General features: G+C 70.9%; 20 protein-coding genes and 3 pseudogenes. 11 read left to right on the top strand and 12 right to left on the bottom strand.

All coding sequences use genetic code 11. The annotated features are described in order from the left end of the window. Positions 1-16: 16 nt before the first annotated feature. Together AAFF41_RS04940 and AAFF41_RS04935 are read right to left on the bottom strand one after the other, a co-directional pair. Entirely contained in the window at positions 17-1,354 is a 1,338-nt protein-coding gene (locus AAFF41_RS04940; RefSeq protein WP_343323546.1) for a gluconate:H+ symporter, read from the bottom strand. A gap of 143 nt (positions 1,355-1,497) precedes the next feature. Next, positions 1,498-2,457 (bottom strand): 5-dehydro-4-deoxyglucarate dehydratase, encoded by a 960-nt coding sequence (locus AAFF41_RS04935; protein ID WP_319751660.1) that lies wholly within the window; start codon positions 2,455-2,457, stop codon positions 1,498-1,500. Between the two features lie 106 nt (positions 2,458-2,563). Between AAFF41_RS04935 and AAFF41_RS04930 the strand changes: the two genes are divergently transcribed. After that, entirely contained in the window at positions 2,564-3,352 is a 789-nt protein-coding gene (locus AAFF41_RS04930) for an IclR family transcriptional regulator (protein ID WP_319751661.1), read from the top strand. Positions 3,353-3,420: 68 nt separating this feature from the next. After that, positions 3,421-4,020 (top strand): annotated as a pseudogene (locus AAFF41_RS04925) (metallophosphoesterase family protein); the annotation flags it as partial. 294 nt (positions 4,021-4,314) lie between these two features. Here AAFF41_RS04925 and trxA read toward each other — a convergent pair. The 6 genes and pseudogenes from trxA to dnaK all read right to left on the bottom strand — a co-directional run bounded on the left by trxA (position 4,315) and on the right by dnaK (position 11,210). Further along, the gene (gene trxA, locus AAFF41_RS04920) at positions 4,315-4,764 is read right to left on the bottom strand and encodes a thioredoxin (protein WP_319751702.1); all 450 of its coding nucleotides are present in this window, start codon (positions 4,762-4,764) and stop codon (positions 4,315-4,317) included. 5 nt (positions 4,765-4,769) lie between these two features. Beyond that, on the bottom strand, positions 4,770-7,412 hold the full coding sequence (gene clpB, locus AAFF41_RS04915) for an ATP-dependent chaperone ClpB (protein ID WP_343323545.1): 2,643 nt from the start codon (positions 7,410-7,412) through the stop codon (positions 4,770-4,772). Then, complete coding sequence (locus tag AAFF41_RS04910; RefSeq protein WP_101406834.1) at positions 7,403-7,798, bottom strand: chaperone modulator CbpM; 396 nt, start codon at positions 7,796-7,798, stop codon at positions 7,403-7,405. Before AAFF41_RS04910 ends, clpB begins: the two co-directional genes overlap by 10 nt. After that, complete coding sequence (locus AAFF41_RS04905) at positions 7,795-8,772, bottom strand: DnaJ C-terminal domain-containing protein (RefSeq protein WP_319751663.1); 978 nt, start codon at positions 8,770-8,772, stop codon at positions 7,795-7,797. Before AAFF41_RS04905 ends, AAFF41_RS04910 begins: the two co-directional genes overlap by 4 nt. Before the next feature lie 6 nt (positions 8,773-8,778). Further along, positions 8,779-9,297 (bottom strand): nucleotide exchange factor GrpE, encoded by a 519-nt coding sequence (locus AAFF41_RS04900; RefSeq protein ID WP_388412355.1) that lies wholly within the window; start codon positions 9,295-9,297, stop codon positions 8,779-8,781. 9 nt (positions 9,298-9,306) lie between these two features. Beyond that, positions 9,307-11,210: pseudogene (gene dnaK, locus AAFF41_RS04895) on the bottom strand (molecular chaperone DnaK). Positions 11,211-11,494: 284 nt separating this feature from the next. Between dnaK and AAFF41_RS04890 the strand changes: the two are divergent. Then, positions 11,495-13,276, top strand: a complete 1,782-nt coding sequence (locus tag AAFF41_RS04890; RefSeq protein WP_343323544.1) for a PucR family transcriptional regulator — start codon at positions 11,495-11,497, stop codon at positions 13,274-13,276. Between the two features lie 27 nt (positions 13,277-13,303). Here AAFF41_RS04890 and AAFF41_RS04885 read toward each other — a convergent pair whose 3' ends face one another. Further along, entirely contained in the window at positions 13,304-13,924 is a 621-nt protein-coding gene (locus AAFF41_RS04885) for an L-threonylcarbamoyladenylate synthase (RefSeq protein WP_060900152.1), read from the bottom strand. 107 nt (positions 13,925-14,031) lie between these two features. On the opposite strand from AAFF41_RS04885, the gene AAFF41_RS04880 reads away from it, so the two are divergent. The 6 genes and pseudogenes from AAFF41_RS04880 to AAFF41_RS04855 all read left to right on the top strand — a co-directional run bounded on the left by AAFF41_RS04880 (position 14,032) and on the right by AAFF41_RS04855 (position 18,820). Beyond that, positions 14,032-14,271 (top strand): hypothetical protein, encoded by a 240-nt coding sequence (locus AAFF41_RS04880; RefSeq protein ID WP_060900151.1) that lies wholly within the window; start codon positions 14,032-14,034, stop codon positions 14,269-14,271. Next, positions 14,271-14,648 carry a hypothetical protein gene (locus AAFF41_RS04875; RefSeq protein ID WP_054229421.1) on the top strand — a complete coding sequence of 126 codons (378 nt, stop codon included), beginning with the start codon at positions 14,271-14,273 and terminating at the stop codon, positions 14,646-14,648. The genes AAFF41_RS04880 and AAFF41_RS04875 overlap by 1 nt, the downstream gene beginning before the upstream one ends. 246 nt (positions 14,649-14,894) lie before the next feature. Further along, a complete protein-coding gene (locus tag AAFF41_RS04870; protein ID WP_343323543.1) occupies positions 14,895-15,929 on the top strand; it encodes a zinc-dependent alcohol dehydrogenase family protein in 1,035 nt (344 codons plus the stop codon). 169 nt (positions 15,930-16,098) lie between these two features. Beyond that, positions 16,099-17,323: pseudogene (locus tag AAFF41_RS04865) on the top strand (MFS transporter). Beyond that, positions 17,320-17,850, top strand: a complete 531-nt coding sequence (locus AAFF41_RS04860; protein WP_343323541.1) for a DUF2255 family protein — start codon at positions 17,320-17,322, stop codon at positions 17,848-17,850. The pseudogene AAFF41_RS04865 and the gene AAFF41_RS04860 overlap by 4 nt, the downstream one beginning before the upstream one ends. Then, positions 17,777-18,820, top strand: a complete 1,044-nt coding sequence (locus AAFF41_RS04855) for an NAD(P)-dependent alcohol dehydrogenase (RefSeq protein WP_343323540.1) — start codon at positions 17,777-17,779, stop codon at positions 18,818-18,820. Before AAFF41_RS04860 ends, AAFF41_RS04855 begins: the two co-directional genes overlap by 74 nt. Positions 18,821-18,906: 86 nt before the next feature. Here AAFF41_RS04855 and AAFF41_RS04850 read toward each other — a convergent pair whose 3' ends face one another. After that, positions 18,907-19,878, bottom strand: coding sequence for a helix-turn-helix transcriptional regulator (locus tag AAFF41_RS04850; RefSeq protein ID WP_343323539.1), 972 nt, complete (start codon positions 19,876-19,878; stop codon positions 18,907-18,909). Positions 19,879-20,022: 144 nt separating this feature from the next. Further along, positions 20,023-21,462: an NADP-dependent phosphogluconate dehydrogenase gene (gene gndA / locus AAFF41_RS04845; protein ID WP_319751670.1), complete on the bottom strand. Its 1,440-nt coding sequence runs from the start codon at positions 21,460-21,462 to the stop codon at positions 20,023-20,025. A gap of 244 nt (positions 21,463-21,706) precedes the next feature. Between gndA and AAFF41_RS04840 the strand changes: the two genes are divergently transcribed. Both AAFF41_RS04840 and AAFF41_RS04835 read left to right on the top strand, forming a co-directional pair. After that, on the top strand, positions 21,707-22,672 hold the full coding sequence (locus AAFF41_RS04840; protein ID WP_319751671.1) for an LLM class F420-dependent oxidoreductase: 966 nt from the start codon (positions 21,707-21,709) through the stop codon (positions 22,670-22,672). 75 nt (positions 22,673-22,747) lie between these two features. Continuing rightward, entirely contained in the window at positions 22,748-23,182 is a 435-nt protein-coding gene (locus AAFF41_RS04835) for a hypothetical protein (RefSeq protein WP_054229414.1), read from the top strand. 33 nt (positions 23,183-23,215) lie between these two features. Here AAFF41_RS04835 and AAFF41_RS04830 read toward each other — a convergent pair whose 3' ends face one another. Beyond that, entirely contained in the window at positions 23,216-23,584 is a 369-nt protein-coding gene (locus AAFF41_RS04830) for a low affinity iron permease family protein (protein ID WP_143599983.1), read from the bottom strand. Positions 23,585-23,866: the final 282 nt, after the last annotated feature.

Here is a 23,866-nt window from a genome sequence, read left to right as displayed (position 1 = left end):
GTGACAGGGGCTGTGGTCAGAGGCTGAGGACGTCGAGGGCCCGTTCGACCGCCAGGACACCGCCCAGACCGAGGACGGCCAGCACGGTGGTGTACGTGGTGCGGACCTTGATCGCCTCGACGACCGAGAGGTCGAAGTACTCCTTGAACAGCCAGAACCCGGGGTCGTTGACGTGCGAGAAGGCGATCGAACCGCAGCAGACGGCGAGCACCATCATCTCGGGGTGTACCCCGCCGCCCGCCAGGAGCGGCAGCACCACGCCGGAGGCCGTGACGACGGCGACCGTCGCCGAGCCCAGTGCCACCCGGAGGATGACCGCGATGAGCCACGCGAGGACGATCGGCGAGATGGACCAGCCGTGCGTCTGGTCCTTGATGTAGTCGGATATCCCGCCCTCGACGAGGACGTTCTTGAAGGCGCCGCCCGCACCGATCACCAGCAGGATCATGGCCATCGCCTGGGCGGCGGAGTTGCAGGAGGCGCTGACCTCCGCGAGGCTCCGCCCCATGCGCGGGCCGAACGCCCAGACCGCCAGCATCAGGGTCAGCAGCAGTGCGATCGGCGCGGATCCGATGAAGGCGACGACGTGCAGGAACGGGCTCGAACCGGACGTGGCCATGTCGGTCACGGCGGCACCGGCGATCAGCACCACGGGGAACAGGGCCACGCCCAGTGACCAGCCGAGCCCGGGCATCTCCTCGTCCTCGAAGACCCGCTCGCTGACCAGGCCCGGGGGTATCGAGGGATTCATCGCCCTGACGAACGGCAGCCGTGGCCACGCCAGAGCGATGAGCGCGCCGACCGGGACGGCGATGAACAGGCCGTAGAACAGCGTCAGACCGACGGACGCGTGGAAGGTCGCGGCCACCGCGGTGGGACCGGGGTGAGGCGGCAGGAAGCTGTGCATGGTCGACAAAGCGATCGACATCGGCAGCCCGACCCACAGCAGCTTCGCGCCGGTCACCCGTACCAGGGTGAACGCGATGGGCACGATGATGATGAACGCGACCTCGTAGAACATCGTCACGCCGATGAGCATCGACGTCACCACCATGGCGACCTGGACGCCGCGCGGGCCGAAGGCGTCGAGGAGCTTGCCGGCGATGCGCTGGGCGGCGCCTGAATCCCCCATGACACGGCCGACCATCGCGCCCAGCCCGATGGTGAGCATCGTGTCGCCGATCTGGTCGCCGATGCCTTCCGAGAGGACGTCAGGGATCTTCTCCAGCGGAATCCCACGGACCAGACCGACACCGACCGCCACCAGCAGCAGGGCGGCGAAGCCGTTGAGTTTGAGCTTGGTCATGAGCAGCAGCAGGACCAGCACGCTGATCCCGACTACGAGAAGCGGCACGTCTCAGTTCCCCTTTGAACTGGTTGGACCGGGTGACGGGAGATGGGCCCCGGATGACGGAGGGCAGATGGCGAATTGCGGCTGACAGGTGACAGGTGACAGGTGACAGGTAACGGATGGCAGATGACAGACGCCGTCATCTGTCAGTCGGGTCGCCGTACGGCCCCGACCACCTTCAGACCGTCGTCGAGCACCTTCGCCAGCGCGTCGAGCTCCTCCGGCCCCGGGTCCGTGAGCGGCGCGCGTACCGGCCCGACCGGCAGACCGCGCAGCCCGGCGGCGGCCTTGACCAGCGACACCGCATAGCCGGGGACCCGGTCGCGCAGTTCGACGAGCGGGACGTAGAAGTCGCGCAGGAGCTTGGTCACTCCCGCGTCGTCGCCGTCCCGCAGGGCGGCGAAGAAGGCGTTCGCGATCTCCGGCGCGAAGGCGTGGACCGCCGAGGAGTAGGCGGGGACGCCTACGGTGGCGTAGGCGCGGGCCTGGATCTCGGCGGTGGAGGCGCCGTTGAAGAAGAGGAAGCCGTCGGGCGCCGCGAGTGTGAGGCGCTGGAGGCGGTCGAGGTCGCTGTGTCCGTCCTTGAGGCCGATGACCGTGGGGATCTCCGCGATCCGGCGCAGGCTGTCGGCGGTGAAGGCGACCTGGCCGCGCTGGTAGGCGATCAGCGGCAGAGAGGTGCCGGAGGCGATCCGCCGCAGCTGTTCCACCAGCCCGTCCTGCGGGGCGGCGACCAGGTAGTGGGGGAGTACCAGCGCGGCGTCCGCCCCCGCCTCCTCCGCGATCCGGGCGAAGCGCAGGGCCTGCGCCCAGCCGTAGCCGATGCCCGCGACGACCGGCAGCCGTCCGTCGGCGATCTCGACCGTGGCCCGGACGACCGCGCGGTACTCGTCCTCGTCCAGCGAGAAGAACTCCCCGGTGCCGCAGGCGGGGAACACCGCGCCCGGCGCGCTGTCCAACTGGGTGGTCAGGTAGGCCCGGTACGCCTCCAGATCGAGACCGCCATCCTCCCGGAAGCTCGTGAGCGGGAAGGACAGCACCCCGCCGACCATGCCGTCCCGCAGTCGCTTGGCCACGTCCTCGGCGGGCGTACTGAACCGTGTCATGAACTCTGTCCTCATATGCAGATGGTGTCTATGTATGAAGATGGAGGCTAGGTTCGTGAACGCGCGGGGTCAATGGGTGCGGCAGGGCGGATTTACGATGGGCTCCATGCCGGAGAGCAGTGGTGTCCGAGAAGTGAAGTCGGCGGCCCGCACGGTCGCGCTGCTGGAACTGCTCGCCGGGCGGGGCGACCGGCCGGCCCGGCTGGACGAACTCGCCGCGCAACTGGGGGTGCCGCGCAGCAGCATGTACCAGTTGCTGCAGACCCTCGTCGACCGCGGCTGGGTGCGCGCCGACACCACCGGTTCGCTGTACGGCATAGGGATCCGTGCCCTGCTCACGGGCACCAGCTATCTCGACAGCGACCGGCATGTAAGGGTGGTCCGCCCCTATCTCGACGAAGCCTCGGACGCGCTCGGCGAGACCATTCACCTGGCCCGCCTCGACGGCGCCGACGTCGTCTATCTCGCGACCCGTGAGTCCCACGAGTACGCGCGCACCCTCAGCCGGGTCGGCCGCCGGGTCCCGGCCCACGCCGGTGCCCTCGGCAAGGCCCTGCTCGCCGAGCGTCCGGACAGCGAACTGTCGCTTCCGGCGCAGCCGTTGGCCGCTCTCACGGAGAACACGCACACCGAGTCGGCCACCCTGCTCGCGGACCTCGCGGAGGTACGGGAGCGCGGCTACTCCATCGACCGCGAGGAGACGGTGCCCGGCATCGCGGGCTTCGGCTTCGCCCTGCGTTACGACACGCCGGCCGTCGACGCGATCAGCTGCTCGGTTCCGGTGGTCCGGCTCACCGGCGAGCACGAGGCCCGTATCGTCGCCGTCATGCGGGAGATGCGGATGAAGATCGAGTCCCTGCTGTCGCCCGCCTCGGGTGCTCCCGACTGGCGTTGACCGGTTCGGTGGCGACGGTTTCGGTGGAACGGCCGGTGCGGCACCGGCCGCCGTTGTTACCGTCAATCATGAACACGACCTTGTACGGCCCCAGGGCCTGGGAGGGGCCGACGCGCCGCTACGGTCCCATGCGACGGGTCGCGGTCGTTTCCGACGTCCACGCGAACGTGCCGGCACTGACCGCGGTCCTGGCGGAGATCGAGGGAGCCGGCGTCGATCTGGTGGTCTCGTGCGGAGACCTGACCTGGGGTGCCGAACCCGACCGTACGGTGGAGCTGATGGCCGGGCTGCCGCGGGCCCTGTTCGTCCGGGGCAACGGGGAGCGCACCGTCGTGGACATTCACCGCGGGGTCCGTCGTCCGAGCACCGAGCGTGAGGCGTGGGTGCCGCGGCAGCACTCGGACGCGAGTGTCGCGTTCGTCGCCGGGATCCCCTTCAGCGTCGTCGTGGACGTCGTCGGGCTGGGACCCGTGCGGTTCTGCCACGGATCGCCGCGCGGCGACACGGAGTTGGTCACACCCGCCACGCCTGCCGGGCGTTTCGCGGAGCTGGCCGCGGACGTCGAGGAGGCGGTGATCGTCACCGGGCACACGCACCTCCAGTTCGACCGCACCGTCGCCGGACGGCACAGCGTCAACCCGGGCAGCGTCGGGCTCCCCTTCCGCGAGGGTCCGCCGGGCACCGCCTTCTGGGCCCTGCTCGGCCCGGACGTCGAGCTGCGGCAGACCTCGTACGACGTCGACGCTGCCCGTGCCGCCGGGCCCCGCACGGGCGACCCCGCCGCCGAACGCATCACCGCCCGGCTGAACGCCCCGCCCACGCCGGCCGAGATCACCTCGGACGCGGAGGCGCGGGTCTTCTCCGACCAGGAGCGGGGCGCCCGGCCCACGGGGCTCCGGACAGCGGGCGACGTGTGTGGGGTTCACCCTGCTGGGGCCGTGCCCGCGTTCACGCGGCCCGGTTCAACGACGGGCGGCCAGGGTCTCCTCCACCCACTGCCTCAGCGCCGGCGCGGGCGCCGCTCCCGTCTTGCGTGCGATCACCTCTCCCTTGTCGAGCAGCAGGAGCGTCGGTACGGCCTGCACCTGGAACCGCAGGGCGAGCCGCGGGTTCTGGTCGATGTCGACCTTGACCAGCTTGACCCGCCCGGCGAGTTCGTGGGCGACCTGCTCCAGCGCGGGGCTGACCATCCGGCAGGGCCCGCACCAGGTGGCCCACAGGTCGACGACGACGTAGGGCGTCGCCTGTTCGGCGACCTCCGCGAAGTCCGCGTCGCCGGCGTCGACGATCCACGCGAGCGGGGACGCGCAGTTCCCGCAGCGTGGCGTGCCGTCGGCCGCCGCCGGCACCCGGTTCTTGCGACCGCAGTGGTCGCAGACGACCGTTTTGCTCGTGCCCGTACTCGTGGTCACCGCACTCACGCGGCTTTCCGCACGTCCGGTGCGGCCTGTCCGCCGTAGGTGACGACGAGTTCGCCGTTCTGGGCGTCGACGCGGATCGTCGTGCCGTCCTGCACATCACCGCGGATCAGCGCCCGGCCGACCATCGTCTCGACCTCGTGCGAGATGTACCGGCGCAGCGGCCGGGCTCCGTACACGGGGTCGAAGCCCTGCTCGGCGATGAGTTCGCGGGCGGCGTCGGTGAGCTCGACCGTGATCTGCCGTTCGGCCAGCCGTCGGCGCAGGTCGTCGAACTGCAGCTCCACGATCCGCTCGATCTGCGTCATGCCCAGCGGCTTGAACAGCACGATGTCGTCGACGCGGTTGAGGAACTCGGGCCGGAAGTGGCCCCGTAGATCGCTCATCACCCGCGCCCGCGCGTCGGACTTGATCTCGCCGTCGGCGGTCACCCCGTCCAGCAGGTGGGCCGAGCCGATGTTGGAGGTCATGATGATCACGGTGTTGCGGAAGTCGACGGTGCGGCCCTGGGCGTCGGTGATGCGGCCGTCGTCGAGGATCTGCAGCAGGGTGTTGAAGACGTCGGGATGGGCCTTCTCGATCTCGTCGAACAGGACCACGGAGTACGGCTTGCGGCGCACCGCCTCGGTGAGCTGGCCGCCCTCCTCGTAGCCGACGTATCCGGGCGGTGCGCCCATGAGCCGGCTGACGGTGTGCCGCTCCTGGTACTCGCTCATGTCCAGGCGGACGATGCTCTCCTCCGAGTCGAACAGCGCCGCGGCGAGCGCCTTGGCCAGTTCGGTCTTCCCGACGCCGGTGGGGCCGAGGAAGATGAACGAGCCGATCGGCCGGCGCGGGTCCCGGATCCCGGAGCGGGCTCTGATGATCGCGTCGGTGACCAGCTTGACCGCCTCGTCCTGGCCGATCACCCGCTCGGTGAGGATCTCGTCGAGGCGCAGCAGCTTCTCGCGCTCGCCCTCCTGGAGGCGGGTGACGGGGATGCCGGTCCAGGCGGCGACGATCTCCGCGATCTCGTCCTCGGTGACGACCTCGCGCAGCAGCCGGTTCTCGCCCTGCTTGGCGGCCAGCGCCTCCTCCTCCGCCGTGAGGCGGCGTTCGAGTTCGGTGAGCCTGCCGTAGCGCAGTTCGGCGGCCCGGTTGAGGTCGTAGCTGCGTTCGGCCTCCTCGGCCTCCTGCCGGACGTGCTCGAGTTCCTGGCGCAGCTCCTGCACCCGGCGGATGGCCTGGCGTTCGGCCTCCCACTGGGCGTGCATGGCGTCGGCCTCGGCGCGCAGGTCGGCCAGCTCGCGGCGCAGCTCGTCGAGTCGCTTCTGGCTGGCGGCGTCGGTCTCCTTGGCGAGCGCCGCGTCCTCGATCTCCAGACGGGTCACCCGGCGGGTGATCTCGTCCAGTTCGGCGGGCATGGAGTCGATCTCGGTACGGAGCCGCGCGCACGCCTCGTCGACCAGGTCGATGGCCTTGTCCGGCAGGAACCGGTCGGAGATGTAGCGGTGGCTGAGGGTCGCCGCCGCGACCAGCGCGGTGTCCTGGATCTTCACGCCGTGGAAGACCTCGAGGCGTTCGCGCAGTCCGCGCAGGATGGAGATGGTGTCCTCGACGCTCGGCTCGTCCACCTGCACCTGCTGGAAGCGGCGTTCGAGGGCCGCGTCGGACTCGACGTACTTGCGGTACTCGTCGAGGGTGGTGGCGCCGATCATGTGCAGCTCGCCGCGTGCCAGCATGGGCTTGAGCATGTTCCCGGCGTCCATCGCGCCCTCGGCACCGCCGCCCGCGCCGACGACCGTGTGCAGTTCGTCGATGAAGAGCAGGATGCGCCCCTCGCCCGCCTTGACCTCGCTCAGTACGGCCTGCAGCCGTTCCTCGAACTCGCCGCGGTACTTGGCGCCCGCCACCAGCGAACTCATGTCGAGCGAGAAGATCGTCCGGTCGCGCAGCCCGTCGGGCACGTCGCCCCGCACGATGCGTTGGGCGAGCCCCTCCACGATGGCGGTCTTGCCGACACCCGGGTCACCGATGAGGACGGGGTTGTTCTTCGTCTTGCGGCTCAGGATCTGGATGACCCGGCGGATCTCCGCGTCCCGGCCGATCACCGGGTCCATCTTGCCGCTGCGTGCCTCGGCGACCAGGTCACGGCCGTACTTCTCCAGTGCCTCGTACGCCGCTTCGGGCGTCGCCGAGGTGACGCGCTGGTTCCCGCGGATCCGGGTGAGCGCGGACAGGAACCCGTCCTTGCTGACGCCGTGCTCCTTGAGGAGTCGGCCGGATGCCGTGCGGGAGCCCTCGTCGACGAGTGCCAGCACCAGGTGCTCGACGGACACGTACTCGTCCTTGAGCCGCCTGGCCTCCTGCTCGGCCGAGTCCAGTACCTTCGCCAGCCGTTGGGTGACGTAGACCTGTCCTGGGGTGGCACCGGGGCCCGTCACTTTCGGCCTGCGGGCCAACTCCTCGTTCAGCGCGGTGCGCAGGGCCCGGGTGTCGGCGCCCGACTGGTCGATCAGCCGCGGTATCAGGCCGTCGGGCTGGTCGAGCAGGGCGAGGAGCAGATGCTCGCCGTCGACCTCGGTCTGGTTCAGCCGGCCGGCGATGGTCTGCGCTTCCTGGAGCGCCTCCTGGGACTTCTGGGTGAGCCGGTTCATATCCACGATTCATCACTCCTGGAGCCGGCGTTGCTGCGCCTCAGAGCGTCCTCCAACTCACTGATCCGGTCGAGCAGATCGAGCACCAGACCCAGGGAGGCGTAGTTGAGGGGGAGCGCGGCCCGTAGTCGTTGGATGCGGGCGAGGGTGGCGGGAGCGGACGGCTCGAACCACAGTCGCCCGGTGGCGTCCCGGGTGGCGTCGACGAGGCCGAGGGTGACGAACCGGCGTACGAGATCGGGATGGAGACCGGAACGGGTGGCGACGGCGTCGAGACCGAGCCGATGGGCCGGTCCGAGCGGGGCGGCGCGGACCACGATGTTCAAGGCCGGCCGGGGTACCGGGGTGGCGGTACGGCGGTGCGCACCGCCGGGGCGGGGGGCTGTGGTCATCGGGGTCTCCTCGGGTCGAAGGCGGACGCGGCGGCCAGTTCCTCGAAGAGCTCACGCTCACGGGCGGTCGGCTCGGGCGGCACCATGATGCGGACCTCCGCGTACAGGTTGCCGTCCTCGCCGCGCGGGTTGGGCATGCCCTCGCCGCGCAGCCGCAGCCGGCGGCCGCTGGAGGAGCCCGCGGGGACGGTGACCTTGGCCGTGCCGCCGGGGGTGGACACCGGCACGGTCGCGCCGAGTGCCGCCTCCCACGGTGTCACCGGAAGGACCACGTGGATGTCGCGGCCCTCCAACCGGAACCGCCCGTCGGGCTTGATCCGCACGCGCAGATACAGGTCGCCCGGCGGGGCGTCGGGGCTGCCCCTGCCGCCTTCTCCGGCCAGCCGGATGCGCTGCCCGTCCACCACCCCGCGCGGGATGTTGACGTCGTAGGTGCGCTGCCCGGTGGGGCCGCCCAGGGTGATGCCGCGCTTGCCGCCCCGGTACGCCTCCTCGACGCCGAGCTGGATCTCGGCCTCCTGGTCGGCACCCGGTACCCGACCCCAGCCGCCCCCCGCCCCCGCGCCCCCGCCACGTCCGAAGATCCCGCCGAACAGGTCCTCGAAGTCGACGCCGGAGCCGTCGAAGTCGACACCGTCCGCCGTACGGAAGCGCACCCCCCTGCCGCCTCCTCCGCCGGCCCCTCCGACGCCCGCGCTCCAGCCGCCCCGGGCACCCGCTCCCGCGGCCACCCGCTCGTCGTAGTCCTCCGGGATCTGCCGGAAGTTCTCACCGAAGCGGTCGTAGCGCTGCCTGGTCTTCGGGTCGGACAGCACGCTGTACGCGTCGTTGATCTCCTTGAAGCGCTCCTCGGCTCCCGGGTCCTTGTTGATGTCGGGGTGGTGTCTGCGCGCCAGCTTGCGGAAGGCCTGCTGGATCTCCTCCGCGCTCGCGGTGCGCGGCACTCCGAGCACGTCGTAGTAGTCCCGTGCCATGGGGCGTCACTCCTGCCGCTTGCTGACCACGACGAAGGCGGGGCGCAACTGCTTGCCGTCCGCCCCGTAGCCCGGGCTCACCACCTGGGCCACGGTGTTCGGCTCGGCGTCGGGGGTGTCGACGACTCCGACGACCTCGTGCCGGGTCGGGTCGAAGGGCACCCCGGTCTCCTCGTAGCGGGGATACCCGAGGCCGCGCAGCACCTCGACCGCCTGGTCGCGTACGGTTTCGACGCCCTTCAGCACGGCGGAGGGGTCGGAGTCGGCGTGGGCCAGCGCCCGTTCCAGGTTGTCGAGGACGGGCAGCCAGGCCCCGGCGGTGCGGGCGCGCTCCTCGACCCGCACGCGTTCCAGTTCCTTCGCGTGTCGCTTACGGAGGTTGTCCAGGTCGGCGAGCGCGCGGCGCCAGCGGTCGCGCATCTCGTCGAGGGCGGCGGTCTGTTCGTCCGACTCCGGCACCTGCGAGGACGAGGGGGTCTCGCCCGGCTGTTCCGGGGGCGTCATCGGCTCCTGCTCGGTGGCCATGACCGCTCCTCAGCTCTTGTCGAATTCCGCGTCGATCACGTCGTCGCCGGCTGTCGCCGAGGCGCTCGCGGTGTCCTCCGTCCCGGTTCCGGTTCCGGCCCGGGCCTGTGCGGCGGCGCCGGCCTGGTACTGGGCGAGCGACGCCAGCACCTGCTGGAGTTCGGAGGTCAGCGGCCTGGCCTTGTCCGGGGACGCCTCCTGCTGAACCGCCTCACGGGCATCGGCGACGAGCATGTCCGCCCGGGCCCGCTCGTGCGAGGGCACCGCGTCGCCCAGCTCGTTCAGCCGGCGCTCCACCTGGTAGGCCACGGCGTCCAGTTCGTTGCGGGCGTCCACGGCGTCGCGCAGCGCCTGGTCCTCGCCGCGGTGCTGCTCGGCCTCCTGGACCATCCGCTCGACCTCGCCCTGGTCGAGGTTGGAGCCCTCGCTGATGGTGATGGTCTGTTCCTTGCCGGTGTCCTTGTCCCGTGCGGTGACGTTCACGATGCCGTTGGCGTCGATGTCGAAGATGACCTCGACCTGCGGCTCGCCGCGCGGGGCGGGGCGGATGTCCTTCAGCTGGAAGCGGCCGAGGATCCGGTTGTCGGCGGCCATCTCGCGCTCGCCCTGCAGGACGACGATGTCCACGGCCTCCTGGTTGTCCTCGGCGGTGGAGAAGGTCTCCGAGCGGCGGACCGGGATCGTGGTGTTCCGGTCGATGATCTTCGTCATCACGCCGCCGCGGGTCTCCACGCCCAGCGACAGTGGAGTCACGTCGAGCAGCAGGACGTCCTTGACCTCGCCCTTGAGTACGCCCGCCTGGATCGCGGCGCCCAGCGCCACGACCTCGTCGGGGTTGACGCTCATGTTCGGGTCCTTGCCGCCGGTCAGTCGGCGAACCAGGTTCTGCACGGCCGGGATGCGCGTCGAGCCGCCGACGAGAATGACCTCGTCGATGTCGTTCGCGCTGGCCTTGGCGTCGGCCATCGCCTGCTTGACCGGTTCCATGGTCCGCTCGACCAGGTCGGCGGTGATCTTGTCGAACGTGGACCGCATGATCGTCTCGGTCAGGTGCTTGGGCCGGAGGCGTCCGCGGTGATGAACGGCAGGCTGACCTGCGTCTGCGTGACCGAGCTCAGCTCCGTCTTGGCCTTCTCCGCGGCTTCGAACAGCCGTTGCAGCGCCTGCGGGTCCTTGCGCAGGTCGATCCCGTTCTCCTTCTGGAAGCCGTCCGCGAGCAGGTCGACGAGGCGACGGTCGAAGTCGTCGCCGCCGAGGTGGCTGTCGCCCGCCGTCGAGCGCACTTCGACGACCCCGTCACCGACGTCCAGGATGCTCACGTCGAAGGTGCCGCCACCGAGGTCGAAGACGAGCACCGTCTCGTGCTGCTTCTTCTCCATGCCGTACGCCAGTGCCGCCGCCGTCGGCTCGTTGATGATCCGCAGTACCTCGAGCCCCGCGATGCGCCCCGCGTCCTTGGTCGCCTGGCGCTGGGCGTCGTTGAAGTACGCGGGCACGGTGATGACGGCCTCGGTGACCTTCTCGCCCAGCTGCTTGCCGGCGTCGTCGGCGAGCTTGCGCAGCACCAGCGCGCTGATCTCCTCAGGCGCGTACAGCTTGTCGCGCACCTTGAAGCGCGCGACTCCGCCGTCGCCCTCGACGACGTCGTACGCCACCGCCTTGGCCTCGTCGGAGATCTCGTCGAAGTGCCGGCCGATGAACCGCTTGGCCGAGTAGATGGTGCCCTTGGGATTGAGGATCGCCTGGCGCCGGGCGAGCTGACCCACCAGCCGTTCGCCGCTGTCGGTGAAGGCGACGATGGAGGGCGTGGTGCGCGAGCCCTCGGCATTGGGTATGACGGTCGCTTCACCGCCCTCCCATACGGCGATCACCGAGTTGGTGGTGCCCAGGTCGATTCCGACTGCCTTGCCCATGAGGAACTCCTTCGCCTGCCACCCCCGGCGTCCGCGCGTCTCCGGTGGCGGCGGTTTGTCTTCACGTGAGGTCGCGTGTCCGCGGGCGCGTCGGCGGGCGGACACGGGTCGTGGGTTCCGTCCTTGCCAGGGTGTTACGGGACGAAGGGCGACGCCTGCTCCCGACGGGGCGAAATTCGGCCCCTCCTCTCCCCCGGGAGTGCAGGAGGCCACGCGGCACGCGCCACCTCCCGGGGTGCCCGGCGCAAGAAGCGGCGAAAGGGGGTGAAAGCTAGTATTACGGCATGTCTGGCACGGCCGACGACGCGACCAGTGCGACGCACCGGAGCATCGCACCACGCGGCCTCGGCAGCCGGGCGCCGACCGCCGCACTGACCGGCTGGGGGCGCAAGCAGTCGGCGAGCCTGTACGACGTGTTCGTGCTGGCCGTGACCATGCTCGACGGCCGCCCGGTGGACGAGATCCTCCAGTTGGCCATGGACGAGGTGCCACACCTCCTCGACTGCCGGCCCGAGGGCTGCTGCATGCTCAGGGACGGCCGCTTCGAGCTCGAGGCCACGCCGAGCACACGGGCCCTCGGCGGTCGGGCAGCGCGCGCTCTGACCGACCCGGTCGGACAGCTGACCGCGCTCGAAGGGGAGGACGGCGCCGTCCACTTCCGGGAGGGCGGCTGGGGCTGGGCAGCGGGCCTGCGCAGCCCCGGCGGGCTGCTCGGCTACCTGCTCGTCAGCGCCGGGAAGCCGCCTCCCGACGAGGACCGCTTCCTCGTCTACGCCCTTGCTCAGCTGACCGGAGCCGCGCTCTACAACGCCGAGGCCCGCCGCCGCGACCGCGAGTACGCCCGACAGCTGTTCCGGGCGATCGAGGAGCGGGACGCGGTCAACGAACGACTCACCGCGCTGGTGGCGGAGCTGGAGGAGCAGCGCACCGTGCACGACGTCCTCGCCCGGACCTCCCTCACCGACGAGGGGGAGCGCGGCATCGCCGCCGCCGTGTACGAGCTGACCGGCCTCGCCACCCGTGTCGAGGACCGCTTCGGAAACCTCCTCGCCCGCGCGGGGCCGGTCCCGCCCGAGCCCGACACCAAGCCCGATCCGCTCCAGCGCGAGCAACTCATGCACGAGGCGATGCGCGAACTCGGTCCGATCCGCCACGAGGGACGCCTCGTCGGACTGGCCCGCCACCGCGGGGAGCCCCTCGGCAGCATCGAGCTGATCGACCCCGACGGCACGGCGGGCGAGGCCGAGAAGTTCGCCCTCGAACACGCGTGCACGGCGCTGTCCCTGGAACTGGCCCACCGCCGCAGTCTGGCGGAGGCCGAACTGCGCCTGCGCCGGGAACTCGTGGACGACCTGCTCACCGGCGCCGACGCCGGCGGCGCGTACGCCAGGGCCGAGGCCATCGGCCACGACCTGCACGGACCGCACCACGTCACGGTCGCACAGTGGCGGGGAACGGCCGCCGACGACCGCTTCCTGGGAGCGGTGGGACGTGCCGCGCAGGGACGGGGCCTGCGGTCGCTGCTGGCCCGACGAGGCGACATGGCGGTGCTCGTGGTCCGGGGCGAGCCGCGCGACTCGGGTCTGTACCAGGCCCTCGCCGACGAAGTGGGCTCCCCGCACGGCGCGGTGGGCATCGGCAGCCTGTGCGAGGCGGTGGCGGACATCCCGCGCTCCTTCGACCAGGCCGTCCGCGCGCTCGCCGTACGCCGCCAGTCCCACCCCGTGGACGGCACCACGACGTGCGAGGAACTCGGCCTCTACCGCATTCTGGCCCGGGACAAGGACGCGGGGGACGTCACCGACTTCGTCCGCGAATGGCTCGGCGCGCTCCTCGACTACGACGACGCCCACGGCACCGACCTGGTGCACACCCTCAGCCGGTACTTCGACCACGGCGGCAACTACGACGAGACGGCGCAGGCCCTCGCCGTGCACCGCAGCACGCTCCGCTACCGTCTGCAGCGCATCAGGGAGGTCAGCGGCCGCCGGCTCGACGAGGTGGACAGCCGCTTCAACCTCCAGGTCGCCACCCGGATCTGGAAGGTCAGCGGCCCCGCCTTCTGACCGCCCGCCTCGCCCCGCACACTCGAATCACTCGAACCGGGAGGGATCGCCCGCTCCTCGTCGTACGATCTCGGGCTCGCCCTGCGAGAAGTCGATGACGGTCGTCGGCTCGACGCCGCAGTCGCCGGAGTCGAGGACCGCGTCCACCACGTGGTCGAGTTCCTCCTTGATCTCCCAGCCCTGGGTCAGCGGCTTCTCCTGATCGGGCAGGAGCAGGGTGCTCGACAGCAGGGGCTCGCCGAGCTCGGCGAGGAGCGCCCGGGCGACGACATGGTCGGGAATCCGGACACCGACCGTCTTCTTCTTCGGGTGCAGCAGCCTGCGCGGTGCCTCCTTCGTCGCCGGGAGGATGAAGGTGTAACTACCCGGAGTCGAGGCCTTGATCGCACGGAACACCGCGTTGTCCAGCCGTACGAAGTGGGCCAGCTGCGCGAAGTCCTGGCACATCAGGGTGAAGTGGTGCCGGTCGTCCAGCCGGCGGATCGAACGGATCCGGTCGAGTCCGTCCCGGTTGCCCAGCTGAGCCCCGAGGGCGAAGCAGGAGTCGGTCGGATAGGCGACGAGCCCTCCGCCGCGGATGATGTCCGCCACCTGGCTGAGAGTGCGCTGCTGAGGGTTCTCGGGGTGCACGTCGAAGTACTTGGCCATGCGCCGAGCTTAGATCGGCGGCGTCGGGCACCTGACGATTCGCCCCAGGACCCTTCGTTCGGTCCTGAGGCCTCGCACCCCAGGTACCAACCAGGTACCATCCGAGTATGCCATCACTGAACGTGACCTTCACGGAAGCGGAGCTCGAGGGAGTGCGCGCGGCCGCGGCGGCCGACGGCAAGAGCCTCAAGCAGTATCTGCACGACCTCGGTGTCCGGGAGATGCAGCGCAGGCAGTTCGTCGCAGGCGCCACCGCCTGGGCCGACCGACTGCGCGGCGAGTTCGACGACGCGTTCCCCGACGAGGTGCCGCCCGCCGAGCGCCGGGACGGATCCGCGGCCGCCTGATGCACCTGACCATCGATGTCGCCTGGCTGCTGGACGTCCAGGAGGCCGCCCTCGCCCGCGAGGACATGTCCGTGTCGGACTACTCCGCGCTCGTCGCGGCCGTCGCCCGGCACAAGACCAAGCTGCCCACGCTCGCCGCGGCCGACCCGGACGCGGCCTGGCGCGCCGCCGCGCTGATGCACACCATCGTGCGCCTGGAGCCGCTGCCGCACCGCAACAGCCTGTTCGCGGCGTTCGTCGCCGCCCAGTACATGGACCAGTCGGGCGAGGGAATCGACCCGCCCTACGGAGCCCTGTCCGACCTCGTCCGCAAGATCCGCGACACCCGCGTCGGCGTCCCCGCCGTCGCCGACCAGCTGCGCTCCTGGAAGGTCTGAGGACGCCGGTCCACCAGATCCACCGCCGCGCCCCGGAGTCGTGATCGCAGGCAGGCGTGAGAGTGCGGGTCCCGATAGCGGGACCCATACTTTTTGAACGTCCGGAATGTCCCTTCCATTGAACCGGAATGTCCCTTCCACTGAAGGGGGCAGTCGCCTGAATTCCCGGTTGTTCCGAGCTGGACGCGCCGCCGCCGCTCTGGACGCTCTGCGAGCAAGTACAGGACGACTCGATCGGAAAGACTCATGCGAGCAACTCTGATTTACGGTGCCGGTGACGTGCGTGTGGAGGAGGTTCCCGACCCGAAGATCCAGCGGCCCACGGACGCGGTCGTACGCGTGCTGCGATCGTGCATCTGCGGCAGCGACCTGTGGCCGTACGGGTCGCGCCCGCCCTCCGAGCAGGGCGACCGCATCGGCCACGAGTTCCTGGGTGTCGTCGAGGACATCGGCGCGGAGGTGTCCGGACTGAGGACCGGAGACCTGGTGGTGGCCCCCTTCGTCTATTCGGACAACACCTGCGACTTCTGTCTCGAGGGCCTGCACACCTCGTGCCGGCACGGGGGCTTCTGGGCCACGGACGGGGTGGACGGTGGCCAGGGAGAGGCGGTGCGGGTACCGCAGGCCCAGGGCACGCTGGTGAAGCTGCCCGTCGGCGAGGACTCCGCCCTGCTGCCGTCGCTGCTGACCCTGTCGGACGTGTTCTGCACCGGCCATCACTGCGCGGTGACGGCGGGCGTCACCCCGCGTACGACCGTGGCCGTGGTCGGTGACGGAGCGGTCGGGCTGTCGGCGGTGTTGTCCGCCAAGCGGCTCGGCGCCGAGCGGATCATCCTGATGGGGCGGCACAAGGACCGCACCGATCTCGGCCGCGACTTCGGTGCCACCGACATCGTCGCCGAACGCGGTGAGGAGGGCGTCGCGCGTGTGCGCGAGCTGACCGGCGGCGACGGTACGCACACGGTGCTGGAATGCGTCGGTACGCTGCCCGCGCTTGAGACGGCGCTGGGCGTGGTGCGCGCGGGCGGCACGATCAGCCGGGTGGGCGCACCGCAGTACGACCAGGCGCCACTGGGCGTCCAGGTGTTCATGAACAACATCACCCTCACCGGCGGTGTGGCTCCGGCCCGCGCCTACATCGAGGAACTCCTCCCCGACGTCCTCGAGGGGAAGATCGAACCCGGGCGCGTCTTCGACCGCACGGTGAGCCTCGACGAGGTACCCGACGGCTATCGCGCGATGGCCGCCCGGGAGGCACTGAAGGTGCTCGTCCAGCCCTGACACCGAGTGGTGCGCCCTACTCCGGTGCCCCGGTGACCTGCGCGACAGCCCCGTGGGGGCCCTGCCACGCCCCGGAACACCGCTCCCATGAACAGCACGGTCTGCCGGGATGCGGGCCGGGCGAGCAGGCTGGATGCTCGTTGAAGATCCCATTTCCCGGGAGCATCCCATGCCCGTCCCCGTCACTCCGACCCGGCGACCCGTCGGCGATCCCCCGGGGCAAGCCCTCCCAAGTCCCGCGCCGGCGCTGGCGGCGGCCCTCCTCGGCTTCTTCGTGATCACCCTCGACACGCTGGTCGTCAACGTCGCGCTGCCCTCGATCCAGGACGACCTCGGCGGTGGCGTCACGGGCCTGCAGTGGGTCATGGACGGCTACACGCTGATGTTCGCCGCGCTGCTGCTCTCCTCGAGGGGCCCTCTCCGACCGGATCGGCGCGCGCCAGGCGTACGCGGCCGGGTTCGCGTTGTTCATCGCCGCCTCCGCGGCCTGCGGATGCGCCCCCACGCTGGGCGTTCTGATCGGGGCACGCCTGCTGCAGGGGCTCGGCGCGGCGGTCACGCTGCCCGCCTCCATGGCCCTCCTCCGCGAGGCCTACCCGGACCAGGTCGAGCGTGCCCGCGCCATCTCCATCTGGGCGATGGGCGGCGCGGTCGCCTCGGCGGCCGGACCGGTGCGCGGCGGCTTCCTGACCCTGCTCAGCTGGCGGGCGATCTTCTTCATCAACCTGCCGGTGGGCCTGGTCGCGCTGCTGCTGGTCACGAGGATCGCGCGCTCACCCCGCCGGGAGGCGCCGCTGGACCGGACCGGGCAGATCGCCGCGGTCGTGGCCATGGGCGGGCTGACGTACGGCGTGATCGAGGCCGGTGCCGACGGCTTCGGCACGCCCAGGGTGCTGATCGCGCTGAGCCTCGCGATCGTCGCGCTGATCGTGTTCCTGACGTCCCAGGCACGCGGCAGACACCCCATGGTGCCCCTGGACCTGTTCAGGTCCCGCGGTGTCGTGGTCCCGCTGCTGGGCGGCTTCGCCTTCACCGTCGGCTTCTACGGACTGGGGTTCCTGCTCAGCCTGTACTTCCAGGAACTGCGCGGCCTGTCCTCGTCGGCCACGGGCCTCGCGTTCCTGCCGATGACCGTCGTGACCGCCTTCATGAACCTGGTGGCCGCCCGGGCCGAGCGGGCGGGCACCGCGAGCGGCGTGCTCAACACCTTCCGGCAGTCGGGCGGCGCCCTGGCGGTGGCGGTCTACGGAGCGCTGATCACCACCGACTTCCTGCACGGCATGCGCGTCGGCCTCACGATCTCGACCGTCCTGCTGGTCGTGATGGCCGCGGCCACTCTCACGCTGAAGCGCCCGGCAGAAATGACCACACCCATGAAGGGGGCCAGACCATGACCACGTCGTGGACGAGCGACGAACTCACCGGGATCGGCCGGGCGGAGGAGCTGGAGATCGCGTCCGTGCGCCGCGACGGCGCGCTGAGCGGCCCCCGGACGATCTGGGTCGTCCGGGTCGGCGACGAGATCTACGTCCGCTCCGTGAACGCCCCGGGCTCCGACTGGTTCCGCGGCACCCGGGCCCGCCGCGAAGGCCGCATCGAGGCCGACGGCGTCGAGAAGGACGTCACCCTGACGGACGCCGACGGCGAGATCAACAGCGAGGTCGACGCCGCCTACCGCACCAAGTACGGCCGCTACTCCGCGAACACCATCGCCCGCATCACGAGCCCCGTGGCGGGCTCCACGACGACGCGACCGAGGCCACGCGGCGCAGTGGACGCCCAGTCAGACTTCGGCACCCGTCCGGCCGCCGACGACCCCATCAACCTCACCCCCCACTGGAGAACCGGTGCTTACCGTCCCCGCATACGCCGCCACTTCGGCGACCGAACCGCTCGCGCCGACCACCGTCGAGCGCCGTGACGTCGGCCCGCACGACGTCCTCATCGACATCAAGTACTGCGGCATCTGCCACTCCGACATCCACAACGTCCGCGGCGAGTGGGGCCCGGCGACCTACCCCCTGGTCCCCGGCCACGAGATCGCCGGCATCGTCACCCAGGTCGGTTCCGAGGTCACCCGGCACGCGGTGGGCGACCGGGTCGGCGTCGGCTGCATGGTCAACTCCTGCCGTGAGTGCGTGCCCTGTCTGCGCGGCGAGGAGCAGTACTGCCTCAAGGGCAACACCCTCACCTACGGCTCGATCGACGCCGACGGCACCCTGACCCAGGGCGGCTACTCCACCCACGTCGTGGTCAACGACGACTTCGTCGTCACCATCCCCGAGGGCCTCGGCCTCGACGAGGCCGCCCCGCTGCTGTGCGCGGGCATCACCACGTACTCCCCGTTGCGCCGCTGGGGCGCGGGCCCCGGCAAGAAGGTCGCGGTCATCGGCCTGGGCGGACTCGGTCACATGGCCGTCAAGATCGCACACGCGATGGGTGCCGAGGTCACCGTCCTGTCGCAGTCGCTGAAGAAGATGGACGACGGCCTGCGGCTGGGCGCCGACCACTACTACGCCACCAGCGACCCGGCCACCTTCGAAGAGCTCGCGGGCACCTTCGACGTCATCCTCAACACGGTCAGCGCCAAGCTCGACCTCGACACCTTCCTCGGCCTGCTCGCCGTCGGCGGCACGATGGTCAACGTCGGCGCTCCCGCGGAGCCGCTGTCGCTGAACGTGTTCTCGCTGATCATGCAGGGCCGCGTGTACGCGGGGTCGCTGATCGGCGGCATCCGCGAGACGCAGGAGATGCTCGACTTCTGCGCCGAGCACGGCATCGGGGCCGAGGTCGAGATCATCCCCGCCGAGAAGATCAACGAGGCGTACGAGCGTGTCCTGGCCTCGGACGTGCGCTACCGCTTCGTGATCGACACCGCGACCCTGGCCTGACCCGCCGCGGCACCGTCCGCCCGAGACCACCCCGTACGAGGCGCGCCCCCGAGCCCTCGTACGGGGTGCTGCCGCACGTGCCGAGGTCACCCGAGGGGCACGTGAAGAGGGGGGCCGCTAGCCGGCCGCGGGCCGGCCGGCCCCGGCCGGCGTGCGGGCCGCTCTCCGGCCTTCCCGGCCGCGTCGAGCAGGAGCATCGCGTCGTACGCCGGGGTGCCGGGCGGGGCGTGGTACGCGACCAGGCGGTGGCCGTCCGTGGCCTCCAGTGTCATGGACTGGTAGCCGAAGGTGACGTCCCCGACCCGGCGGTGGTGGAAGGTCTTGCGGCCCGAGGAATGGCCCTTCACGTCGTACGCCTCCCACAGGCGCCCGAAGTCCGGGCTCTTGAGCAGGAGTTCGTCGACGAGGTCGGCGAGGTCCGGGGCGTCGGGGTCGGTGCCGGCGAGGGTACGCAGCCGGGCGACGCAGCCGCGGATCTGGTTCTCCCAGTCGTCCAAGAGCGCGCGGGCGGCGGGGTGGAGGAAGACGTAGCGCACGATGTTGCGCTGCTTCTCGGGCCAGTCCTCCAGCCCGGCCATCAGACGCAGGCCGCCCGGATTGGCGGCGATCATGTCCATGGTGCGGCTGACCACGTGCGCGGGATTGGGCCGCATGCTCTCCAGCAGCAGCTCGACACCGGGATCCACCGAGCCGCCCGGAAGCCCGGAGCCGCCGGGCGCCGGCGACAGCTCCGGGACGGTGCGCGCGGCGCGCGCGGCGAGGTCGCGCAGATGCTCGCGTTCGGTCCCGTCCAGCCGGAGGGCGGCGGCGAGGGCGTCGACGACGGACGGGCTCGGATTGGTCTCCTTGCCCCGCTCCAGACGCGTGTAGTAGTCGATGCTGACCCCCGCCAGCGTGGTCAGCTCCTCGCGACGCAGTCCGGGCGTGCGGCGCAGCCCCGGGCCCTCCGGTAGACCGACGTCGGCGGGAGTCACCCGGGCGCGGCGGGCGCGCAGGAAGTGCCCCAGTCCCGTACCGCCCCTGCCACCTGTGCTGCCGCTGTGCCGCTCACGTGCCATGCGAGCCAGTGTGGCAGTCCCGTGACCTGGTCGGCAGCCGTGCGGGGGCCCTGCCACACCCCCGAACACACCCAGGCGCGCGGCAGGAACCCGAGGGGCGGGCCGCCCACCCCACGGAAGTGACCCATGCGGCCCGAGCCCCTGTCAGGCGGTGGTTTCGGGGCGGTCGGGCTGCGACCAGTGGGTGTGGAAGGAGCCCTCACGATCGGTGCGCCGGTAGGTGTGGGCGCCGAAGTAGTCGCGCTGCCCCTGGAGGAGGGCGGCGGGCAGGCGGTCGGCGCGCAGGGTGTCGTAGTGCGCGAGCGCGGCGGAGAACGCGGGGACGGGGATGCCACGCCGGGCGGCGGAGGCGACGATCTCCCGCCAGGGCACCTGGGCGTCGCTGATCTCCTGGGCGAAACCGGCCTCGGCGAGCAGGCTGACGAGGTCGGGGTCGGTGGCGTAGGCGGCGCGGATACGGTCGAGGAAGGAGGCGCGGATGATGCAGCCGCCGCGCCAGATGCGCGCGACCGAGCCGAGGTCGATCTTCCAGCCGTACTCGGCGGCGGCGTCCAGGATCATCTTCCAGCCCTGGTCGTAGGCGATGACCTTCGAGGCGTACAGGGCGTGTTCTACCTGGGCGGTGAAGCGTGCGCCCTCGGTGCGGCTGAGCGGGGGAGTCGTGCCGCCGGGCAGCCCTCGGTAGGCGGCGCGCAGGTCGCTCTGGCCGGAGGCGGCGCGGGCGAAGGTGGCCTGGGCGATGGCGGTGACCGGGGAGGCCAGGTCGAGAGCGGTCTGCACGGTCCAGCGGCCGGTGCCCTTCTGCCCGGCGGCGTCGTCGACGATGTCGACGAACGCGCCGCCGGTGTGCGGGTCGGTGTGGGCGAGGACCTCGGCGGTGATCTCGACCAGATAGGAGCCGAGGCGGCCCTCGTTCCAGGTGCGGAAGACGTCGGCGATCTCGGCGGGGCTGTACCCGGCGACCTGGCGCAGCAGGTCGTAGGCCTCGGCGATGAGCTGCATGTCGGCGTATTCGATGCCGTTGTGGACCATCTTGACGAAGTGTCCGGCGCCGTCGGTGCCGATGTGGGTGGCGCAGGGTTCGCCGTCGACCTTGGCGCTGATGCGCTCGAACATCGGGCCGAGGACGGCGTACGACTCCGCCGAGCCGCCGGGCATGATGCTCGGCCCGTTGAGGGCGCCCTCCTCACCCCCGGAGATGCCCGCGCCGACGAAGTGCAGGCCGCGTTCGCGCAGCGCGGCCTCGCGGCGGCGGGTGTCGGCGAAGTGGGCGTTGCCGCCGTCGATGATCATGTCGCCGTTCTCGAGGAGTGGGGCGAACTCGTCGATGACGGCGTCGGTGGCCGCGCCCGCCTGCACCATGATCATGAGGCGGCGGGGGCGGGCGAGCGCGGCCACGAACTCCTCGGCCGTCTCGGCCGGGACGAAGGAGCCCTCGTGGCCGAACTCGTCCACCAGCGCGCGGGTGCGGCCGGCGGAGCGGTTGTGGACGGCGACGGTGTAACCGTTCCGGGCGAAGTTACGGGCCAGGTTGCGGCCCATCACTCCGAGGCCGGTGACGCCGATGGAAGCGGATGCGTTCATGAGGCTGCCTGTTCTTCGAATGTCGGCCATGTCAGGGGCGGGGCGACCCCATGACCATGGGTACGGGCCGACGGCCCGGTCTTCTCGATGTCGCGGCGGCCAATCTTGATCAGGTTCCCGGAGGACGTCGTCGTTGCCCGGTCCACGCGGCCGAAGAGTCGGCACCCCCTCCGGTCGGCGCCGACTCACCGCCTGGGGCAGCGGTCGGATGTTTCGGGTCATGCCTACGGGTAATGCGGAAGATATGGTGCAAATCGGCTACACGATGATGACCGAGCAGGCCGGCCCTCGCGACCTCGTGGAACACGTGGTCGAGGCGGAGCGGGCCGGTTTCGACTTCTCCGTCACGTCCGATCACTACTTTCCCTGGCTGGAGTCGCAGGGGCACGCCCCCTACGCGTGGAGCGTGCTCGGCGCCGCCGCCCAGGCGACGGCGCGGATACCGCTCATGACGTACGTGACCTGCCCGACGACCCGCTACCACCCCGCCGTCGTCGCGCAGAAGGCGGCGACCCTGCAAGTGCTCTCGGAGGGCCGGTTCCGGCTCGGGCTCGGCTCGGGCGAGAACCTCAACGAGCATGTGGTGGGCGGTGGTTGGCCCTCCCCGCAGGTCCGTCTTGAGATGCTCGAAGAGGCCGTGGAGATCATCCACGCGCTCTTCGGGGGCGGCGACGTGCATCACCGGGGCACGCACTTCGAGGTGGCGAACGCCCGGCTGTGGGACCTGCCGGACGAACCGCCCCCGATCGGGGTGGCCGTATCCGGCAAGCGGTCCTGTTCCCTGGCCGGCCGACTCGCGGACCTCGTCATCGCCACCGAGCCCGAGCCGGAACTCATCGAGGCCTTCGACCGAAGTGGCGGCCGGGGCAAACCACGCGTCGGGCAGGTGCCCGTCTGCTACGACCCGGACCGGGAGGCCGCGGTGGCCCGCGCGCACGAACAGTTCCGCTGGGCCCTCGGCGGCTGGCCCGTCAACGCCGAACTGCCGGGCCCCTCGGGCTTCGAGGGCGCCACCCGGTACGTCACCCCGGAGGACACCGCGGGAGCCATCCCGTGCGGCGACGACGTCGACACCTTCATGGAGGCGGTCCGGCCCTACGTGGAGGCGGACTTCACCGAGATCGCCCTGGTGCAGGTGGGCGGCGACCAGCAACTCCCGTTCATCGCCTGGGCCGAGAAGACACTGCTGCCCGCCCTGCGCGAACTCTGACGACGACGCGACCCGCACGCGGTTCGGCTCGGCTCCGCCGGTGCCGGGCCCGACCAGGAGATGTGAGAGGACACCATGAACAGCACGGCGCACCACACCGACACCGCGCACCACACCTCGTCATCCCCCGACCCGGCCGACCGGTCGGCCTCCTCCCCAGAGCGGGTGCAGGTCGTCTTGGACGCCTGTTCCGTCGCGGACGCGGACACCGTGTTGCGCGTCCTGGGTACACGCTTCGCTGAGGAGAGCGGTGACGACATGCCGCGGCACGACAGCACCGCGCGGTCCGACACCTGGACCGGCGCCTTCCTCGTGGGGCGGGACGCGCGCGACGCCGCGCTCCCGTCCGACCTCTCCCTGGACGGTTCCGTCGCGGTGGAGCTGCAAGGCGGTCCCGTGGCGGTGGACCGGCTGCGGCAGACCCTCACGTCCGCCTTCGGCGTCCAGGTGTCCGGGTCCGCCTCCGGCGACCAGGAGATCGATCTACGGCTCCGGCTGACGCACGCTTAGGCCCGTCCGGGGAACGAGTCGCCCCTCAGACCCTCAGATCTCCTCCTCCATCCGGATCACGTCCCTGAGGTTCTCGTGCGCCTTTCCGGGTTCACCTTCCTGTGCTTCGAGCAGAGCGGCGGCGATGGCGTCCAACTTGCGCTGAATCGCTCGCTCGGCCCGGAGTTCCGAATTCTTGAGCAGCGCGAGGAGCAGCAACGTCACCGCCGTCATGGAGTCGCCGGCGAGAAGGAGCCACTCCGTCGCGATTCCCGCGATGTGCACGGCGACAGTGAAGGAAACCAGCGCGAGACAGAAGACGAAGAAGGCCGGTGAACTGGTCACCGTCGACACGGACTCCGCGAATCGTTCGAACTTGCCGCGTCCGACACCGCCGCGGTCGGCGGGATGCTGAAGAGTCATGGTGCTGCGCGCCCTCCGTTGCGGGGTTCGGGCTCGACCCGGGCGGAGCCTCCGGCGCGTCGCGGACCCTCCTCGGTGGCGTGGTCGCGTACGCCGCCGAGAGGAACACGCCGCCGAGAGGAAGGGGCCGTCGCCGGCGTCGATCCCGGGCCACTGACCTCGCAGAGCGACCTCGCAGGGCGCCGACCACCGAGATGGAGCAGGCGGGCCGGAACACGGTTCGTCACCGTGAGCGGATCGAGCGGTACTGTCACATCAGCCGGAGGAGCGACGCCGAGGACC

Origin of the sequence: Streptomyces mirabilis, from assembly GCF_039503195.1 — a bacterium.
In the GTDB taxonomy this organism is placed as follows: domain Bacteria; phylum Actinomycetota; class Actinomycetes; order Streptomycetales; family Streptomycetaceae; genus Streptomyces; species Streptomyces mirabilis_D.
Note: the sequence above shows the minus strand (reverse complement) of the source record. Positions and strands in the feature narration are given on the sequence as shown.

Excerpts from the sequence above, each read along its gene's own strand:
- AAFF41_RS04935 (WP_319751660.1), bottom strand. The coding sequence starts at position 2,457 with ATGACACGGTTCAGTACGCCCGCCGAGGACGTGGCCAAGCGACTGCGG.
- AAFF41_RS04930 (WP_319751661.1), top strand. The coding sequence starts at position 2,564 with ATGCCGGAGAGCAGTGGTGTCCGAGAAGTGAAGTCGGCGGCCCGCACG.
- AAFF41_RS04910 (WP_101406834.1), bottom strand. The coding sequence starts at position 7,798 with ATGACCACAGCCCCCCGCCCCGGCGGTGCGCACCGCCGTACCGCCACC.
- AAFF41_RS04905 (WP_319751663.1), bottom strand. The coding sequence starts at position 8,772 with ATGGCACGGGACTACTACGACGTGCTCGGAGTGCCGCGCACCGCGAGC.
- AAFF41_RS04900 (WP_388412355.1), bottom strand. The coding sequence starts at position 9,297 with ATGGCCACCGAGCAGGAGCCGATGACGCCCCCGGAACAGCCGGGCGAG.
- AAFF41_RS04890 (WP_343323544.1), top strand. The coding sequence starts at position 11,495 with ATGTCTGGCACGGCCGACGACGCGACCAGTGCGACGCACCGGAGCATC.
- AAFF41_RS04885 (WP_060900152.1), bottom strand. The coding sequence starts at position 13,924 with ATGGCCAAGTACTTCGACGTGCACCCCGAGAACCCTCAGCAGCGCACT.
- AAFF41_RS04880 (WP_060900151.1), top strand. The coding sequence starts at position 14,032 with ATGCCATCACTGAACGTGACCTTCACGGAAGCGGAGCTCGAGGGAGTG.
- AAFF41_RS04875 (WP_054229421.1), top strand. The coding sequence starts at position 14,271 with ATGCACCTGACCATCGATGTCGCCTGGCTGCTGGACGTCCAGGAGGCC.
- AAFF41_RS04870 (WP_343323543.1), top strand. The coding sequence starts at position 14,895 with ATGCGAGCAACTCTGATTTACGGTGCCGGTGACGTGCGTGTGGAGGAG.
- AAFF41_RS04860 (WP_343323541.1), top strand. The coding sequence starts at position 17,320 with ATGACCACGTCGTGGACGAGCGACGAACTCACCGGGATCGGCCGGGCG.
- AAFF41_RS04850 (WP_343323539.1), bottom strand. The coding sequence starts at position 19,878 with ATGGCACGTGAGCGGCACAGCGGCAGCACAGGTGGCAGGGGCGGTACG.
- gndA (WP_319751670.1), bottom strand. The coding sequence starts at position 21,462 with ATGAACGCATCCGCTTCCATCGGCGTCACCGGCCTCGGAGTGATGGGC.
- AAFF41_RS04840 (WP_319751671.1), top strand. The coding sequence starts at position 21,707 with ATGGTGCAAATCGGCTACACGATGATGACCGAGCAGGCCGGCCCTCGC.
- AAFF41_RS04835 (WP_054229414.1), top strand. The coding sequence starts at position 22,748 with ATGAACAGCACGGCGCACCACACCGACACCGCGCACCACACCTCGTCA.
- AAFF41_RS04830 (WP_143599983.1), bottom strand. The coding sequence starts at position 23,584 with ATGACTCTTCAGCATCCCGCCGACCGCGGCGGTGTCGGACGCGGCAAG.